Source organism: Caldibacillus debilis DSM 16016 (assembly GCF_000383875.1).
Lineage (GTDB): Bacteria > Bacillota > Bacilli > Bacillales > Caldibacillaceae > Caldibacillus > Caldibacillus debilis.
Window position 1 is genome coordinate 81,092 of the sequence record NZ_KB912914.1, and the last position, 16,081, is coordinate 97,172.

The window sequence follows — 16,081 nt, forward strand, 5'->3', positions numbered from 1 at the left end:
CTTAATGACGAAATAAAAAAACTTGCAGCGCCGGAAGTTCTTAAAAAAAGGTGATAAGGATTTCTCCGCTTATCACCTTCAATCTGGCCTTATTCCGCAACCGTGTCGGCAGCCGGTTCGCTCACGGCTTCAGCCGGGACAGGCGCTTCTCCATCCGAAGTTTGTTCGCCCTGCTTGCCTTCAATGACCGCGTCGGCAATTTTGGAAGTCAAAAGCTTTACCGCACGGATGGCGTCATCGTTGCCCGGAATCACATAGTCGATTTCATCCGGGTCGCAGTTCGTATCCACGATCGCGACGATCGGAATATTTAATTTGCGGGCTTCCTGAACGGCGATCCGTTCCTTCCTCGGATCGACGACATACAAGCAGTCGGGAAGTTCGTTCATTTCCTTGATTCCGCCCAGGAACTTTTCTAAACGTTCCTTTTCTTTACGAAGTTTTCCCACTTCTTTTTTCGGCAATACGTCAAAGGTGCCGTCTTCTTCCATCTTTTCGATTTCTTTTAAGCGTTGGATCCGTTTTTGGATCGTTTGGAAATTCGTCAGCGTTCCGCCGAGCCAGCGGTGGTTCACATAAAACATGCCCGCCCGTTCGGCTTCATCCTTGATCGATTCCTGGGCCTGCTTTTTGGTGCCGACGAACAAGATTTTGCCCCCGTCGGCGGCCAGTTGGCGGACGAATTGGTAGGCCTCTTCGAATTTCTTCACCGTCTTTTGCAAATCGATGATATAGATGCCGTTGCGTTCGGTGAAAATGTATTTTTTCATTTTCGGATTCCAACGGCGGGTTTGGTGTCCGAAATGAACACCGGCTTCAAGAAGCTGCTTCATGGAAATAACTGACATGCCTTCTCCTCCTCAATGGTTTTTTCCTCCGTCCGCTTCATCTTTAGGCAGGACTCCCGGCGGGAAGCACCGCTGCGTAAATCCGCGGACGTGTGTATTCACACCAAAAATTACTATAGCATAACCGGCATTGACATTTCAAGAAGCAAAAATCATGATCGCCGTTGCGCTTCCGCGGACCGGAAAAGGAAGATTGCGGCAGGACCGGAACGGGCAGCCGCTCCCGCTCCGGGAAAGGGGGGGCGCTTTTGGCGGCAAGCGGACCGAAGGCCCGGCCGGAACAAAAAAAACCGGCGGCGGGCCGGGCAAACGGCGCCGGTCAAATCACCGGCAAAAAGACGGAAATGGGACGGACCCCGCCCTGATTGCCGCAAAAAAGCAGCGAATGGAAGCGGACGGGACCGTTCAAAAAGGAACGGAAAGCGTCCCGCAAATCCGGGGCCGCCCTTTTCGCCGGGGCGCAGGAAGGCGGGGACGCGCAAGCGGATGGGAAAAGCGGAAGCGAAACGTCCTGTCCCCGTCCTCCCTTAAGAACGGGGAGCGTCCGGAACGGAAACGGTACCTTGAACCGGAGCGGCGCCGCATGATCCGGCAAGGACAAACGGCGGCGTTGGCAAAGAGGGAACGCCCGGGCGAAAGCCCGTCCCCGGCGGTTGGGGCGGTCCGTAAGGAACGGGGGCTGAAGAAGGTCCGCGGAGGCGTGGATCCGGCCGGTCCTGGACGCCGGAAGAAAGGCAAAAAATTACTCGGCCCCACCCGGCGGAGACCCGGGCGGCCGATTCAAATAAAACTTTGAAAGGAGCTCCACTTCCGTCTTTCCCCGCTGCAGGCTCCGGGCGATTTCCTCGACGGAAAGCCCCTTTTTCTGCAAAACCTGAATTTTTTTCAGCAGGTCATCCTTGCGTTCCGGCGCGCCTTCCCCGGCGGGATCCCCTTCCGCGGGCGGTTTTCCCTTCCCCTGTCCCGCCGATGATTCGGGAGCCCTTGTCTTTCCGCTTCCGGCGGCCTTCCCCGCATGATAGGCCTTTTCCGCCATCCGGTAAGAGACGGAGGGAGAGCCCGCAACCGACGGGAGTCCGTTTTTGTTCCCGGCCGGCGGCGGACCGCTTTTCTCTTCCCTCTCCCCCTTGTTCCGCAATTCTTCGTACTTGGCTAAAAACCGTTCGTTTTCCTCTTTGATTTCCAGCAAAAAGCCGGCAATCAAATCCTCCATTTCCTTCTCCATCTGCCGATAGCGGTTTTCCAGTTCCCGGAAGCGGTTCTGCCTGAGATATAAAAGGATGATGGCAAAAAAACCGATCAGGATGAGGATGAACTGAAAAAAGAGAAAAAATTCCATGGCGATCTCCTTCACTCGACGTTCTCTTTCCAGCCTTACCCGGAAATGTCGATAAACTTTCCTTTATAAGGGTGGGCGGCTTGTCCGCCCTTCGTTTTCTTCCTCTTCCCCTCTTCTTTTTGAAAGGGCCGCCCGTCCCTTCCCCTTCCGGGATTCCTTTCGTTTTTTACCGCGGCGGACTGTTCCTGCTGCAAAACCTTCGAGCGGTTGATTTCCTCCTGTTTTTCCGCTTGGTAAGCCGCCAGGTTTTGCATGGCGGCCGCCCGCTCCTGCTGTTCCGCCTGCATCTTCCCCGCATCCACCGTACGGGGGATCGCCACTTGCAATTCCACCGATTCTAAACCCATCGCAAACGCCCCTTCCCATCTGCGGGTCGATTAATAGCTGGCCATGTACCTGTTCATCATGTTGCGCAGCTGAAACAGCGCCTTGGAATGGATCTGGGAAATCCTCGATGTGGACAGGTTCAGGATTTGCCCGATTTCGGTAAATGTCAATTCCTCTTTGTAAAATAAGCTTAACACAAGCTGTTCCTTTTCGGAAAGGAGGGAAATCGCTTTTGCCATCTGTTCAATCGTTTCCTGGTAAACCAGCTCTTCTTCCGGACTCTTGCTCCGTTCGTCCTTGATGGCGAACGACTGGCCTTCTTTTTCCCCGTTTTCCGTGATCTGTTCGTCCGTGGACAGGACGTTGGCGAAAAAGCTTTCGTTTAAAGTCGTATAAACGTCATCCGGGGAAATGTTCAATTCCGCGGCAATCTCCTCGGCCGTGACGCTGCGCAAATATTTTTGCTCCAGCCGGGCGATGGCCGCCTCCATTTTTTTGGCCTTTTCCCGGGTTTTGCGGGGAAGCCAGTCCTCTTTGCGGAGCCCGTCCAAAATGGAGCCGCGAATCCGGAAGGAAGCGTAAGTTTCAAACTTCAAATCCCTGTTTGCGTCGTATTTTTCCAAAGCTTCATATAAACCCATCATGCCCAGGCTGAGCAGCTCTTCCTTCGGGATCGATTTGGGCACGGTCTGGCCGATGCGGTCGGCGATATAATGGACGAGGGGCATGTATTTATGGATCAATTTGTTGCCGGCATCGTCATCCCGGCCGTCCTTCCATCTTTCCCACAGCATTTGCTCCTTGCTTGCGTAAGGCATTTTCTTCCCTCCCTTTCGCCCGTTCAGATTTCCCGAATTCCTTTATTGACGGTCCGCACCGTTAAAATGCCGGTCTGGGGATCGAATTCGATCGTCCTTCCGCTCGATCCTCCCACGTCCTTGGCAACGACCGGAATGTTCAGCTTGGCCAGCTCATTTTCGACGGCTTCCACATTTCTCGGCCCAATCCGCATCAAATCGGATTTTAATGTGGTTTTGAACATTTGCGATCCCCCGGCAAGCTTGGCTTTCAAATTTTTGCTCCGCGCTCCGTTTTGGATCAATAATTGGAATAAAGCGGGAATCGCCGTATCGGCGAATTTTGCCGGATTGAACGCCTTGGTTCTCGCCAGCGAGCTGTCGGGAAGCATCACGTGAACCATCCCCGCCAGCTGCTGGGGGAGATCATAGATGATGACGCCGACGCAGGAACCCAGTCCGGAGGTGCGGATGACGGACGGCGACCGGACGATGTTCATTTCGGCAATTCCCACCTGGATAATCGACGGGGAGCTTTTCATTCACTACCAACCCCAAGGGCATCGAAGAGCACCCGGAAGCTGCCGGGGTCCGGCAATAAGAAGATATGCCCTTTTATGGAACCGGAATTGACCGCGGTGTCGATGATTTCCGTGTCAATGACGATGGCCTGGTCGCTCTCCCGGGAAATTTCCAGCAGGCCGTAGCTGATGATCGCGCCGAACAAATCGATGACCGCTTCGGGAACGGAAGGCGTAATCGGAAGCCGGATAAAATCGGACAAGGCGTTTAAGTAGGAACTTGCCAGGATGTTTCCCGCTTCCTGGAAGGCGGACAGGGCGATTTCCGGGTACGGGGGCCGGTCGAAGGAAAAATCGTCGATCCCGGTCATTTGCCGGACAAACAACGTCGCCTGATCCACCGGGAGGACGAAGAAGATGCTGCCGGTCACCTTCCCGTCCATCCGCAGGAAGACGGAGGCGACGTACTGATCGGCGCCGCCGGCAAGTTCGAACATTTCATTGAAGGAAGCGACCCGGACATCGGGAACTTTCATTATGATTTTTTTATTCAGCAGTTTGGATAAGGCGGTGGCCGCATTCCCGGCCCCGATGTTCCCGATTTCCCGCAAAACGTCGATATGAAAATTGTTCAAGGAATGAAAGAAGGACATTTTCCATTACCTTTCTTCGGTGAGATTCAAAACTTTATCGATTTTCAGGACGTTGAACAACCGGTTGTCCTGCTTGATGACCCCTTCGATGAAACCGTCCGTTTCCCCTTCGGTCAGATCGGGATGCGGTTCAATGTCCGCGCCGGGGATCGATAACACATCGCTTGCCGCATCCACGATCAAGCCGACCATCTTGTCCCCGAAAGTCACGATGATAATCCGCGTATCCTCATCCCATTCCTTTTCTCCCGCGGAAAAACGGGTCCTCAAATCGATGACCGGCGTGATCATGCCGCGCAAATTGATGACCCCCTTAATGTACGGTGCGACCCCGGGAACGCGGGTGATGTTCATCATCCGTTCAATGGAAAGGACATAACGGATGTCCAAGGCGTATTCTTTTCCGTTCACCGCAAAGACGACCATCTTCAATTCCTTTTCCTCGAGACCGGTTGCCATTTTTTCCACTTCCTTTGCGAATAATCGGTTAATGGATCAGGGTATTGCAATCGACGATCAGGGCGACCTGGCCGTCCCCCAAAATGGTGGCGCCGGAGATGGCGAATACGTTCGTCAAATAATTGCCCAACGATTTTAAGACGATTTCCTGCTGGCCGATAAAAGCGTCGACGACCAAAGCGGCCAGTTTTTCCCCCTTCCGGATGACGACGACGGACAAGTAATCGGAGGCATCCCTTTCGTCCGGAACTTGGAACACATCTTTCAAGTACAACAGGGGGACGACTTTCCCACGGAAATCGATCACCGGCTGATTGTGGGCAAAAAAGATTTCCTTTTTGTGAATGATGGACGTCTCCAAAATCGAAGACAGCGGTATGGCGTATTTTTCCTTGCCGACTTCCACCAGCAAAACGGAGATGATCGTCAGCGTCAGCGGCAGCTGGATGGAAAACCGGGTGCCGACCCCTTCTTCCGAATGGACCGATATGGATCCTCCCAGCGATTCGATCGTGTTTTTCACCACGTCCAGGCCGACTCCCCGGCCGGAAAGGTCGGTGATCCGGTCGGCGGTGGAAAATCCCGGGGTGAAGAGCAGGTCGAAGATCGCCTTCTCCTCGAGCCGGGCGGCGGCGCTTTCGCTGATGATCCCCTTTTCGACCGCCTTCTTCACCACCTTTTTCTTGTCGATCCCCGCCCCGTCGTCGGAAATCTCGATAAACACATGGTTTCCGCTATGGTAAGCCTTCAGGACGATGGTGCCTTCCTCCGGCTTCCCTTTTTGCCTCCGCACCTCCGGCGTTTCGATCCCGTGGTCCATGGAGTTGCGCAGCAGGTGGACGAGGGGATCGCCTATTTCATCGATGACGGTCCGGTCCAGTTCCGTCTCGGCGCCGATAATCTGCAGATTGATCTTTTTGTTCAATTCCCGGGAAACCTGCCGGACCATTTTTGGAAAGCGGTTAAATACCGTCTCGATCGGAATCATCCGCATCGATAAAATGATGGTTTGCAGGTCGTTGGAGATTCTCGACATCTTTTCGACCGTTTCTTTCAGTTCGTTGTGCTGCAATTCTTTGGCGATTTGTTCCAAACGGCCGCGGTCGATGACCAGTTCTTCAAAGAGGTTCATGAGGATGTCCAGTCTTTCGATGCTGACCCGGATCGTCTTGTGGCCCGCGCCGGATTTCTTCGCGGCGCTTTCTTTCCCCTCATCCTTTTCTTCCCGCTTCAAAGCGGTGTCCTCCCCGGAACCGGAGCCGGCCGCGCCGGTTTCCGTCCTTTCCGCCTTCGGCTTTTCCAGCCGTACCGGAACGATCTCCACCTTTTCGATCTCCGACACCTTCAAGATCTTCTGCTCGATGTCCCCGGCCGCCTCGTTGGTGATCAGGGTGATCATAAAGGAATCTTCAAAATTTTCCTCTTCCAGCTGTTCGACGGGCGGGGAAGATTTGATGATGTCCCCGGATTTTTCCAAAAGGTTAAACACCATATAGACCCTGGCGGCCTTCAATAAACAGTCCTTCCGCAAGTGAACGGAGATCTCGTAACATTGGAACCCCTGATCCTTCGACTGTTCGATGACCGTCCGTTCGAATTCATCGTAGTCCATCTTCGCCGATCGGCCCGGCTCCAAAGCTTCCTTTGCTTCCGTTTTGCCTTCGTTCGGCGGGGTGCCTGCTTCGAGGGCCTTGAACTTTTCCAGGAGTTCCGAAACGTCCTCGTTTCCATCGCCGCCCGCCTCGATGGAGTCGAGCATCCGTTCGAGGACGTCCATCGCCATGAAGATCGTGTCCAGCAGTTCCGGCGTCACCTGTTGTTTCCCGTTGCGGATCAGATCGAGCACGTTTTCCATCTGATGGGTGAGATTGGCCATATTTTCAAAACCCATCGTGGCCGACATGCCCTTCAATGTGTGGGCCGAACGGAAAATGTCATTGACGATGGAGGTGTCGGAAGGATTTTTCTCGAGTTTCAGCAGATTTTCATTGCACGCCTGCAGATGTTCCCGGCCTTCATCAATAAATACTTCCAAATATTGGTTCATTTCCATGCACACCACCCGCTTTTAGAGTTTTTTTACGATTCGCTCGGCGATCAGATCCAGATCGACGACCTCATCGACGCAGCCGGTCGCTACAGCCGCCCGGGGCATCCCGTAGATGACGGCGGTTTTTTCCGATTCGGCCAGGGCGACCACATTCCCGGTCTTTTTCAATGCGGCGAGGCCCTTGGCCCCGTCGGCCCCCATCCCGGTCATGATGACGACCATTTTCTTGTAGTCGGTCAAAGAACAGGCGGAGGAAAGCAGGACATCGACGGACGGCCGGTGGCCGAAAACGGGCGGACTTTGGTCGAGCTGGGCGGCCAGGCTGAATCCGACCCGCCGGACTTTCAGATGAAATCCACCGGGTGCGATATAAACGGTGCCGTTTTGTAAAATTTCACCGTTTTCCGCTTCCTTGACCCTGAGGCGGCTGAAGGAATCGAGCCTTTCGGCCAAGGATTTGGTGAATCCCGCCGGCATGTGCTGGACGATCAAAACGGGAGCCTCCAGGTCTTCCGGAAGTTTCGGGATCACCTCCTGCAGGGCGCGGGGCCCCCCGGTGGAAGTCCCGATGAAAACGATTTTATTCCTTTTGGCCGACAGGTCATCCTTATCCTGTTTCTCGATGAAAATGCTTCCCTGGACTTTCCGGGTCTGCAAACCGCTGATATTCGCCCTTTGCGAAGCCAATACCTTTTCGATCAATTCATTCTTGACCTTCGTGATCTCATCCGGATGCTGTCCGGCGGGTTTGGCGATAAAATCGTAGGCGCCATACTGGAAGGCCAGGAAGGTGTTTTCCGCCCCCTCCTTTGTCGTGCTGGAAAAAATGATGACCGGGAGGGGGGATTGCTCCATGATGATTTTTAAGGTCTCCAATCCGTTCAGAACCGGCATTTCTATGTCGAGAATGACGCAATCCGGTTGAAGGAGTTTGATTTTTTCCAAACATTCCTTGCCGTTTCTGGCCGTCCCGACGATCCTGATCCGGGGGTCCTGGCCCAGAAGGGAAGTGATCAGTTGCCGCATAAAGGCGGAGTCGTCGACGACTAAGACGTTGATTTCTTCCATGCTGCAAACCTACTTTCTAGAAAGAAAGTCTTTTAATCTTTCGAGGAACCGTCCCGTTCCCCCCGCCTCCGCGGGAGAGGCCGTTCCGGTGAACCTTTCGGCGATGATCCGGACGTTCTTTGCCGCCTTGCCGTTTTCTTTATAGAGGAGAAAGGGAATCTGCAATTTGGCCGCCTGAACGACGAAGGCGTCCTCGGGGAGATAGCCGAGAACCGGAACCTTCTGGTGCAGGAACCGGGACAAGGCGTTTTGCAAACGGTTCAGCGTATCGAAGTTTTCCTTTTCGTTTTTCATCCGGTTTCCGACCAAGTACAGGTTTCCGCCGTAGGCATTCAGGATCAGGAGTTTCATCGCCGAATAGGCGTCCATGATGGAAGTCACTTCGGGGGTAACGATGGTGATCACGTGATCCATGCCGAGCAGCAGCCGGACCGTCTCTTCCTGCATCCCCGCGCCGAAATCGAAGAGAAAGTCATCGTATTCAAACATTAACTGCCGGATCTCCCGCTGCAGTTCCGCGATTTTTTCCGGTTCCCATTTCACGGGTGCGGACAATCCGGATCCGCCGGAAATGAACGAAATGGATTCCGGGCCTCTTTCGATGATTTCGGGGAGGGAACAGGCACCCGTTAAAAAATCGACGATGGATGTCTTCGGGGAAAGCCCCGCGAGAAGGTGGACGTTCCCCATGCCGATGTCCATATCGAACAGCAGCACCCGTCTACCCTGCCTGGACAGGGAAATGGCGAAATTTAAAATGAAATTGGATTTGCCCACGCCGCCCTTTCCGCTGATGACGGCGACCGTTTGGGCCGTCTTTCCTTCCGTCTGCCTGCGCAGCCGCAGGCGCAATTTTTCCGCTTGATCATGCATGGTCTTCGACCCCAAGCAATTTTTTGCAGATGAAGGAGCGCGTCGCTTCCATCAAATCGTCGGGGACGTCCTGGCCGTTCGTCAAATAGGCGATCCCTTTTTTATATGTGTAGGCGAGATTGAACATCTCACCGTAGGTATCGGTCTCATCCAGCTTCGTAAAAATGAACTTGTCGACGGGAACGGAGGAAAATTTATGGTAGATTTCATGCAAGTCCTTCTCCTTGGCCGTCATCGGAAAAACGAGATAGGTTTCCATGTCCTCCCTGAAGGACAAAAGGAACTCCAATTCTTTGACATATTGTTCGTTCCGGTAGTTTCTGCCCGCGGTGTCGATGAAAATGGAATCGTAATGCCGGAACCGCACCTTTGCCTTTTCCACATCCTCCTTCGTATAACAGACTTCGAGGGGGGCGTCGAGGATCGAGGCATAGGTTTTCAGCTGATCGACGGCCGCAATCCGGTATGTATCGGTGGTGATGAAGGCGATCTTCTTTTTTTCCTGGAGCATGTGGCGTGCCGCCAGCTTCGCCAAAGTCGTCGTCTTCCCGACGCCCGTCGGTCCGAGCAGGACGATATGCCGCTTTTCGCCCCTCCCTTTGCCGAAGGGAACGGACTTCAGCTCCCTTTCCAAGAAGGCGATGGAATGCTCCATGGCATCCCGGGCGGAAATGTTCTTATCCCTTTTGTAATAGATTTCCGTCATCGCCCGGGAATACTTTTCCAAAACGGAAGAATGGACATGCTGTTCCCTCAGCCTTTCATAAAACTTCAGGAAAGGGGACGGGAGGAAGGGCCGCCGCCCTTGGAATTCCCGCAAGGACTCCACCGCCCGCTTCAGCTCGGCGATTTCCCTGTTCAAGGCGGGAGGGGGGGCCGCCTTGGCCGGGTTCTGCATAAGCGTGCCCGGCGCCGGACGGCTTTCCCTGTCAAGGCCGGCGATCACCTCGATGTTTTTTTTCCGGAAGAGTCCGAGAAATCCCTTCGTATATACGGTTTTCGAATGGAGGATCACCGCATCGGAGCCCAGGTCCTCCCGCACCAATTTCATGGCCTCCGGCATGGACGGGGCCACATATTTCTTGACCATCATCTAAATATTCACCACCCCAACGCTCTGCACTTCAATCCCGGGTTCCAGTTCGTTGTACGACAGGATCGGGACATTGGGAAAATACCGTTCCGTCAAGTCCCGCACGTACATCCGGACGGCGGGGGAACATAAAACGACCGGATTCATGTTCTTGGAAGCCATCGCTTCCACCTGCTTGGCGATGTTTTCCAAAATCTGCTGGCTGGTCTTCGGATCGAGGGCCAAATAATTCCCGTGTTCCGTTTGCTGGATGTGGTCCGCGATCAATTTTTCCACCTTGCCCGACAAGGTGACGGCTTTTATTTGATTGTTTTCCTGTTTGTATTGCCCGGTAATTTGCCTGGAGAGGGCCTGGCGCACATATTCGGTCAACAAGTCCGGATCGGTCGTTATTTTGCAGTAATCGGCCAGCGTTTCGAAAATGACGAGCAAGTTCCGGATTGAGACCCTCTCTTTTAACAGCTTCGCCAGCACCTTTTGAATATCCCCGACCGACAGGGGGTTCGGCGTCACCTCTTCCACCAGAATCGGGTAAGATTCCTTCAAATGATCGATCAGCTGTTTCGTTTCCTGACGGCCTAAAAGTTCATGGGCGTGTTTCGTCAATACTTCCGTCAAATGGGTGCTGATGACGGAAGGGGGATCGACGACGGTATACCCGCTCATTTCCGCCCGGCTTTTCATCTCCTCGGTGATCCATTTCGCTTTGATCCCGAAGGCCGGTTCCACGGTGTCGATCCCTTCGATGCCCGGATCCTCCTCTCCCGGGCTCATCGCCAAATAATGATCGAGCAATACCTCTCCCCTTCCGACCTCATTGCCCTTAATTTTGATGCGGTACTCGTTCGGGTTCAATTGGATGTTGTCGCGGATCCGGACGACGGGAATGACGAGACCCAGCTCCATGGCCAGCTGCCTGCGGATCATGACGACCCGGTCGAGGAGGTCACCCCCCTGATTGACATCCGCCAAGGGCACGAGACCGTATCCGAATTCGAATTCGATCGGGTCGATCGTTAACAGGGAGACGACCTGTTCCGGGGTCTTCATCTCTTCCGCCGCCGCCTCTTCCGCCTGCTCCTCCTGCAGGGCCTTCGGGCGTTCCTTTTCCTTTTTCAGCAAAAATCCGCCGGTGATCAGAACGGCCGCGATCGGAATGGTCAACAGATCATCGATCGGGGTGAAGAGGCCGAGGAAAAAGATCGTGCCTCCCGCAAAAAACAGCATGTTCGGATAGGCCAGCAATTGGCTGGTGATATCGTGGCCCAAATTCCCGTCGGACGCCGCCCGGGTAACGATGATGGCCGTTGCCGTGGAAATGAGCAGCGCTGGGAGCTGGCTGACGATCCCGTCGCCGACGGTGAGCAGGGAATAGTGGTTCACCGCCTCGGCAAAACTCATTCCTTCCCGGACGACGCCGATGATCATGCCGAAGATCAGGTTGATGAAGACGATGATGATCGCCGCGATCGCGTCCCCTTTGACGAATTTGCTCGCCCCGTCCATCGCCCCGTAAAAATCGGCCTCCCGGGCGATCTTTTCCCGGCGGCGGAGCGCTTCCTGTTCGCTGATCAATCCCGCGTTCAAGTCCGCGTCAATGCTCATTTGCTTTCCGGGCATCGCGTCGAGGGTGAAGCGGGCCGCCACTTCCGAAACCCTTTCGGCGCCCTTCGTGATGACGATATATTGGATGATGACGAGGATGAAAAAGACGACCAGCCCGACCAGCACTTCCCCGCCGACGACAAATGTTCCAAATGTTTCCACAACGCTCCCAGCGTCTCCTTCGCTTAAAATCGCCCTCGTTGTGGAAACATTCAAGCCGAGACGAAACAAGGTCAAGATCAGCAGAAGGGAAGGAAAGACGGAAAATTGCAGGGGTTCGTGCATGTTCATCGTGCCCAGCAAAACGAGCAGGGCCAAGGTGATGTTGATGATGATCAGCACGCTCAGCATCCATGGCTTGAGCGGGATAATCAGCATGATGACGATGAAAACAACCCCAAAAATGACAGACAGGTCTCTCGCTGACATTGGTTCCTCTCCTAACCGCTATCCGAAAGATTGCTAGATTTTATTTTTCATCCGATACACATAGGCGAGTATTTCCGCTACCGCTTTAAAAAATTGCTCCGGAATCTGTTCCCCGATCTCCGTCTGTTCGTACAGCGCCCGCGCCAGCGGGCGGTTTTCCACGGTGATCACGTCGTTTTCCTTGGCGATCAGCTTGATTTTCTGGGCGATGTAATCGGCTCCTTTGGCTACGACGGTGGGCGCGTCCATGGTGTTTTCGTCATATTTCAGGGCAACGGCATAATGGGTCGGGTTCGTAATGACGACGTCCGCCTTCGGGACCTCCTGCATCATGCGGCGCATCGCCATTTCCCTCTGGCGCTGCTTGATCCGCGATTTGATCAGGGGATCGCCCTCCATATTCTTGAACTCTTCCTTGATGTCCTGTTTGGACATCCGGATGCTTTTTTCGAAATCGTATTTTTGATACAAGTAATCCAATCCGGCGATAAACAGGAGCCCCGCGCCGGCGAACAGCCCCATCTTCACCATGATCGACAGGATGGTGAAGACGGATGCCCGGACCGGCAGATGGACCAGCCCGAGAATTTCCTGGCGGTTCATCCAAAGGAAGAAAAAGGTGATGAACCCGATAATGGAAATTTTCAAAAGGGATTTGATCAGTTCCACCAAGGCCCGCAGGGAAAACATCCGTTTTATCCCTTTGATCGGGTCCAGTTTTTCCGGCTTCATTTTCAACGGCTCCACGGAAAAGAGGAAGCCGACTTGGAGATAATTGGCAAAAAGGGCCGCCCCAACCCCGGCCAGCATCACCGGGCCGGCGATCCAAAAGAACTGCCGGATCAGTTCGGCGGTCATCGCTTCCAAAGACATCTGGGTCAATTCTTGGCCAAAATAAACGGAATAGGTATGTTCAAACAATTCCGCCATTTGTTTCAGGATCGCCGAACCGGAAATCATCAGCACGGAGAAGACGGCGATGACGACAAAAGCCGTATTGATGTCCTGGCTTTTGACCACCTGGCCCTTTTTCCGCACATCCCGCCTTTTTTTCGGGGTTGCCTTTTCCGTTTTCTCTCCTGCAAAGAATTGCAAATCCAAAGGAAATCTCACGCGCGTCCCCTGCCCTTTTTCAGATGCCGCCGATGATCCGCAAGTAATCCCGCAGCGAATACAATAAAATTTCAAACAGTTCCTTAACCATGAATATCATGACGCCGATAACAAGAAAGAGAATGGTGAAACTGGACAAAATCTTCAAAGGCAGACCGACGACAAACACGTTCAATTGGGGAACCGTCCTCGCCAGGATCCCGAGCGCCACATCGACCAGGAACAGGCTGGCCACGATGGGAACCGAGATCTGCAAAGCGATGCCGAACATTACGGCGAAGGATTTTACGGCAAGTTCCGCCACGTTTTCGTCGCTGAACGGATTGACGAATTGGTCGGGACGGATGAACCGGAAGCTGTAATAGATCCCGTCGATCAGCAAATGATGGCCGTCTGTCGCAAGCAAGAACAGGATGGCGAATATGTACAAGTATTGTCCCATGATCGGGGTTTGGGCGCCCGTCTGGGGATCGATCACATTGGCGATGGAAAAGCCCATCTGGAAATCGATGAACCCGCCGGCAACCTGAACGGCGGAAAACATGATCGAGGCCAACAACCCCAGGGCAAGCCCGATCACGATTTCCTTCAATAATAAAAGGACGTATGTTTCATTGAATTGAACCGGTTCCGCCATAACGGCGAAATAGGCGATATAGCTCAGGCAGAAACTGATGCCGATTTTCACCGGAGCCGGAACGGTCCGGTAGGAAAAGACCGGCACGGTGAAAAAAAACGAGGAAACGCGGGCGAAAATCAGGAAAAACTTCGCAAGTACAGGCATTATATCCATTTTTCAATTCATCCTACGAAACGGGTTAAATTGGAAAAAATTTCGGTCGCATATTGGACCATATGGCTGATCATCCACGGCCCGAAAAGGACGATGCCCAAAAAAACGGCGACAATTTTCGGGATAAAGGCCAGCGTTTGTTCCTGGATCTGGGTCGCCGCCTGGAAGATCGAGATGATCAGCCCGACGCCCAAGGCGAGCAACAAAAGCGGGCCGGAAACGATGAGTATGTAATAAACCCCCTGTTGGGCGAGATCGAGAACCGTTTCTGCGGTCATGTGCCATCACCTGCTTAAAAACTTTCCAATAGGGATTTTACAACCAAATACCATCCGTCAACCATGACGAAGAGCAAAACTTTGAACGGGAGAGAGATCATCACCGGCGGCAGCATCATCATCCCCATCGACATCAAGACGCTGGAAACGATCATATCGATGACCAAAAAGGGAAGAAAAATCATAAAGCCGATTTGAAAGGCGGTCTTCAGCTCGCTGATGGCAAACGCCGGAACGAGGGCCGATAACGGAATGTCCTCAACCGTTTCCGGCCTTTCCCCTCCCCTGTAGTCCAAAAACAGGGCCAAATCCTTCTGCCGCGTATGTTCACTCATGAATTCCTTAAAGGGCACGACGGCCCGGTCGTAAGCCTCTTCCAAGGTGATCTCTTCATCGAACAGAGGCCTAAGGGCGTCCTCGTAAACCTCGTGGAAAGTCGGCGCCATGATGAAAAAGGTTAAAAACAGGGCCAAACCGATAATGACCTGGTTGGGAGGCATCTGCTGCGTCGCCAGCCCGGTCCGGACAAAGGACAGGACGATGACGATCCTCGTAAAGGACGTCAACAGGATCAATATGCTCGGCGCGAGGGACAAAACCGTAAGAAGGATCAAGAGCTGAATCCCCGTCGAGACCGTCCCGGGGGATTGGCCGGAAAACAAGGAGATATACTCATTCATGGATCACGGTTTCCTTTCTCTTCATCCTGCAATACCTCTTTTCTCCTTCTGGCGGCTTCTTCCAGCGTCCGTTTCAACATGCCGGAAAAAGAGGGCGGTGAACGGTCCGGATCTTCCTTTTCCGACCGGGAATCCTTCCATTTCTGCAGCAGGTTTTTGAAATCCGGCTGGAACGGAACGGGTTCATGCCTTCGGAGAAGTTCCTCGACTTCTTTTTCGTCCTTCACTTCTTTCAACAGCTGGACATTTTCGCCGACGCCGATGACCAGGATCGATTTCCCCAGCTGGATGAGCTGGACGGACCGGTTCATGCCGACGTTGATGCCGCCGAGATGTTTGACCGCCCCCGAGGAAAAGACCCGCATGTTCCGCTTCTGCAGCCACCTCAAAAACAGAAAGAGCAGGCCGAGGACGAGGAAGAGCACAAGGACCGTTTTCAAGATTTCCCAGCCGGTAATGCCGGCTTGTTCCGCACTTCCGCCGGAAGGAACGTTCATGTCAGCGTCCTTTTCACAGGCGTCGGGATTTTTCAGGCAATCCTGGACGGTTTTGCCCACTTTTTCCGCATGGACCGTAAAATGGCCGAACAACAGGAACAATGCGGAAAAAACCAGGATCCATTTTCCGGTATTTTTCATCTTTTTCCTATTCACCTTTCTTTTCGACGGCGGAAAATTTCCGCAACGAATTCCCGGAGGGAAGGATGGGAAACGCTGATCGGCCGAGGGTTTTAAACGGCGGACCATTCATGCGGTTTCCGCAGCCTCGGCGAGAAACGGCGATCAGCCGAGGGTTTTCCGGATCGCTTCCAAAACCCGGTCAGCCTGGAAAGGCTTGACGATGAAATCCTTCGCCCCCGCCTGGATGGCGTCGATGACCATCGCCTGTTGCCCCATCGCCGAGCACATGACGATTTTCGCATCGGGATCGAAGGAACGGATCTCTTTCAAAGCGGTGATCCCGTCCATCTCCGGCATCGTAATATCCATCGTCACCAGATCCGGATTCAACTCCCGGTACTTTTCCACCGCCTGTTTTCCGTCTGCCGCTTCCCCGACGACCTGGTAGCCGTTTTTCACCAAAATATCCTTAATCATCATCCTCATAAAGGCAGCATCGTCAACCACTAAAATCCTGTATGCCATATTCCATCCT

General features: G+C 53.5%; 18 protein-coding genes. All 18 read right to left on the minus strand.

Going from position 1 to position 16,081, the window contains the following annotated elements:
• Positions 1 to 89 precede the first annotated feature (89 nt).
• The 18 genes from rpsB to A3EQ_RS0116435 all read right to left on the minus strand — a co-directional run bounded on the left by rpsB (position 90) and on the right by A3EQ_RS0116435 (position 16,071).
• Positions 90 to 848 carry a 30S ribosomal protein S2 gene (gene rpsB, locus A3EQ_RS0116340; protein ID WP_020156226.1) on the minus strand — a complete coding sequence of 253 codons (759 nt, stop codon included), beginning with the start codon at positions 846 to 848 and terminating at the stop codon, positions 90 to 92.
• A gap of 742 nt (positions 849 to 1,590) precedes the next feature.
• Complete coding sequence (locus tag A3EQ_RS21865; protein ID WP_020156228.1) at positions 1,591 to 2,202, minus strand: hypothetical protein; 612 nt, start codon at positions 2,200 to 2,202, stop codon at positions 1,591 to 1,593.
• Between the two features lie 20 nt (positions 2,203 to 2,222).
• Positions 2,223 to 2,534, minus strand: a complete 312-nt coding sequence (locus A3EQ_RS0116355; protein WP_020156229.1) for a hypothetical protein — start codon at positions 2,532 to 2,534, stop codon at positions 2,223 to 2,225.
• Positions 2,535 to 2,564: 30 nt separating this feature from the next.
• Positions 2,565 to 3,332 (minus strand): FliA/WhiG family RNA polymerase sigma factor, encoded by a 768-nt coding sequence (locus A3EQ_RS0116360; protein WP_020156230.1) that lies wholly within the window; start codon positions 3,330 to 3,332, stop codon positions 2,565 to 2,567.
• Positions 3,333 to 3,355: 23 nt separating this feature from the next.
• Entirely contained in the window at positions 3,356 to 3,853 is a 498-nt protein-coding gene (locus A3EQ_RS0116365) for a chemotaxis protein CheD (RefSeq protein WP_020156231.1), read from the minus strand.
• Positions 3,850 to 4,485 carry a chemotaxis protein CheC gene (locus tag A3EQ_RS0116370; protein ID WP_020156232.1) on the minus strand — a complete coding sequence of 212 codons (636 nt, stop codon included), beginning with the start codon at positions 4,483 to 4,485 and terminating at the stop codon, positions 3,850 to 3,852. The genes A3EQ_RS0116365 and A3EQ_RS0116370 overlap by 4 nt, the downstream gene beginning before the upstream one ends.
• Before the next feature lie 6 nt (positions 4,486 to 4,491).
• Positions 4,492 to 4,944 carry a chemotaxis protein CheW gene (locus A3EQ_RS0116375; RefSeq protein WP_020156233.1) on the minus strand — a complete coding sequence of 151 codons (453 nt, stop codon included), beginning with the start codon at positions 4,942 to 4,944 and terminating at the stop codon, positions 4,492 to 4,494.
• Positions 4,945 to 4,972: 28 nt separating this feature from the next.
• The gene (locus A3EQ_RS0116380; protein WP_020156234.1) at positions 4,973 to 6,997 is read right to left on the minus strand and encodes a chemotaxis protein CheA; all 2,025 of its coding nucleotides are present in this window, start codon (positions 6,995 to 6,997) and stop codon (positions 4,973 to 4,975) included.
• Positions 6,998 to 7,012: 15 nt separating this feature from the next.
• Positions 7,013 to 8,062 (minus strand): protein-glutamate methylesterase/protein-glutamine glutaminase, encoded by a 1,050-nt coding sequence (locus tag A3EQ_RS0116385; protein ID WP_020156235.1) that lies wholly within the window; start codon positions 8,060 to 8,062, stop codon positions 7,013 to 7,015.
• 9 nt (positions 8,063 to 8,071) lie between these two features.
• The gene (locus A3EQ_RS0116390) at positions 8,072 to 8,935 is read right to left on the minus strand and encodes a nucleotide-binding protein (RefSeq protein ID WP_020156236.1); all 864 of its coding nucleotides are present in this window, start codon (positions 8,933 to 8,935) and stop codon (positions 8,072 to 8,074) included.
• The gene (locus tag A3EQ_RS0116395; RefSeq protein WP_020156237.1) at positions 8,928 to 10,028 is read right to left on the minus strand and encodes a flagellar biosynthesis protein FlhF; all 1,101 of its coding nucleotides are present in this window, start codon (positions 10,026 to 10,028) and stop codon (positions 8,928 to 8,930) included. The genes A3EQ_RS0116390 and A3EQ_RS0116395 overlap by 8 nt, the downstream gene beginning before the upstream one ends.
• The gene (gene flhA, locus A3EQ_RS0116400) at positions 10,029 to 12,062 is read right to left on the minus strand and encodes a flagellar biosynthesis protein FlhA (RefSeq protein ID WP_020156238.1); all 2,034 of its coding nucleotides are present in this window, start codon (positions 12,060 to 12,062) and stop codon (positions 10,029 to 10,031) included.
• 33 nt (positions 12,063 to 12,095) lie between these two features.
• Positions 12,096 to 13,175, minus strand: coding sequence for a flagellar biosynthesis protein FlhB (gene flhB / locus A3EQ_RS0116405; protein WP_020156239.1), 1,080 nt, complete (start codon positions 13,173 to 13,175; stop codon positions 12,096 to 12,098).
• Positions 13,176 to 13,194: 19 nt separating this feature from the next.
• On the minus strand, positions 13,195 to 13,968 hold the full coding sequence (gene fliR / locus A3EQ_RS0116410; protein WP_020156240.1) for a flagellar biosynthetic protein FliR: 774 nt from the start codon (positions 13,966 to 13,968) through the stop codon (positions 13,195 to 13,197).
• Positions 13,969 to 13,976: 8 nt separating this feature from the next.
• Entirely contained in the window at positions 13,977 to 14,246 is a 270-nt protein-coding gene (gene fliQ / locus A3EQ_RS0116415; protein WP_020156241.1) for a flagellar biosynthesis protein FliQ, read from the minus strand.
• Between the two features lie 14 nt (positions 14,247 to 14,260).
• Positions 14,261 to 14,926 carry a flagellar type III secretion system pore protein FliP gene (fliP, locus tag A3EQ_RS0116420; protein WP_020156242.1) on the minus strand — a complete coding sequence of 222 codons (666 nt, stop codon included), beginning with the start codon at positions 14,924 to 14,926 and terminating at the stop codon, positions 14,261 to 14,263.
• The gene (locus tag A3EQ_RS21370; RefSeq protein ID WP_020156243.1) at positions 14,923 to 15,564 is read right to left on the minus strand and encodes a flagellar biosynthetic protein FliO; all 642 of its coding nucleotides are present in this window, start codon (positions 15,562 to 15,564) and stop codon (positions 14,923 to 14,925) included. Before A3EQ_RS21370 ends, fliP begins: the two co-directional genes overlap by 4 nt.
• A 144-nt stretch (positions 15,565 to 15,708) precedes the next feature.
• Positions 15,709 to 16,071, minus strand: coding sequence for a response regulator (locus A3EQ_RS0116435; RefSeq protein WP_020156245.1), 363 nt, complete (start codon positions 16,069 to 16,071; stop codon positions 15,709 to 15,711).
• Positions 16,072 to 16,081 lie beyond the last annotated feature (10 nt).

Excerpts from the sequence above, each read along its gene's own strand:
- flhA (WP_020156238.1), bottom strand. The coding sequence starts at position 12,062 with ATGTCAGCGAGAGACCTGTCTGTCATTTTTGGGGTTGTTTTCATCGTC.
- A3EQ_RS0116360 (WP_020156230.1), bottom strand. The coding sequence starts at position 3,332 with ATGCCTTACGCAAGCAAGGAGCAAATGCTGTGGGAAAGATGGAAGGAC.
- A3EQ_RS21370 (WP_020156243.1), bottom strand. The coding sequence starts at position 15,564 with ATGAAAAATACCGGAAAATGGATCCTGGTTTTTTCCGCATTGTTCCTG.
- A3EQ_RS0116355 (WP_020156229.1), bottom strand. The coding sequence starts at position 2,534 with ATGGGTTTAGAATCGGTGGAATTGCAAGTGGCGATCCCCCGTACGGTG.
- A3EQ_RS0116375 (WP_020156233.1), bottom strand. The coding sequence starts at position 4,944 with ATGGCAACCGGTCTCGAGGAAAAGGAATTGAAGATGGTCGTCTTTGCG.
- rpsB (WP_020156226.1), bottom strand. The coding sequence starts at position 848 with ATGTCAGTTATTTCCATGAAGCAGCTTCTTGAAGCCGGTGTTCATTTC.
- A3EQ_RS0116390 (WP_020156236.1), bottom strand. The coding sequence starts at position 8,935 with ATGCATGATCAAGCGGAAAAATTGCGCCTGCGGCTGCGCAGGCAGACG.
- A3EQ_RS0116365 (WP_020156231.1), bottom strand. The coding sequence starts at position 3,853 with ATGAAAAGCTCCCCGTCGATTATCCAGGTGGGAATTGCCGAAATGAAC.
- A3EQ_RS0116395 (WP_020156237.1), bottom strand. The coding sequence starts at position 10,028 with ATGATGGTCAAGAAATATGTGGCCCCGTCCATGCCGGAGGCCATGAAA.
- A3EQ_RS0116435 (WP_020156245.1), bottom strand. The coding sequence starts at position 16,071 with ATGGCATACAGGATTTTAGTGGTTGACGATGCTGCCTTTATGAGGATG.
- fliR (WP_020156240.1), bottom strand. The coding sequence starts at position 13,968 with ATGGATATAATGCCTGTACTTGCGAAGTTTTTCCTGATTTTCGCCCGC.
- A3EQ_RS0116385 (WP_020156235.1), bottom strand. The coding sequence starts at position 8,062 with ATGGAAGAAATCAACGTCTTAGTCGTCGACGACTCCGCCTTTATGCGG.
- fliQ (WP_020156241.1), bottom strand. The coding sequence starts at position 14,246 with ATGACCGCAGAAACGGTTCTCGATCTCGCCCAACAGGGGGTTTATTAC.
- fliP (WP_020156242.1), bottom strand. The coding sequence starts at position 14,926 with ATGAATGAGTATATCTCCTTGTTTTCCGGCCAATCCCCCGGGACGGTC.
- A3EQ_RS0116370 (WP_020156232.1), bottom strand. The coding sequence starts at position 4,485 with ATGTCCTTCTTTCATTCCTTGAACAATTTTCATATCGACGTTTTGCGG.
- A3EQ_RS0116380 (WP_020156234.1), bottom strand. The coding sequence starts at position 6,997 with ATGGAAATGAACCAATATTTGGAAGTATTTATTGATGAAGGCCGGGAA.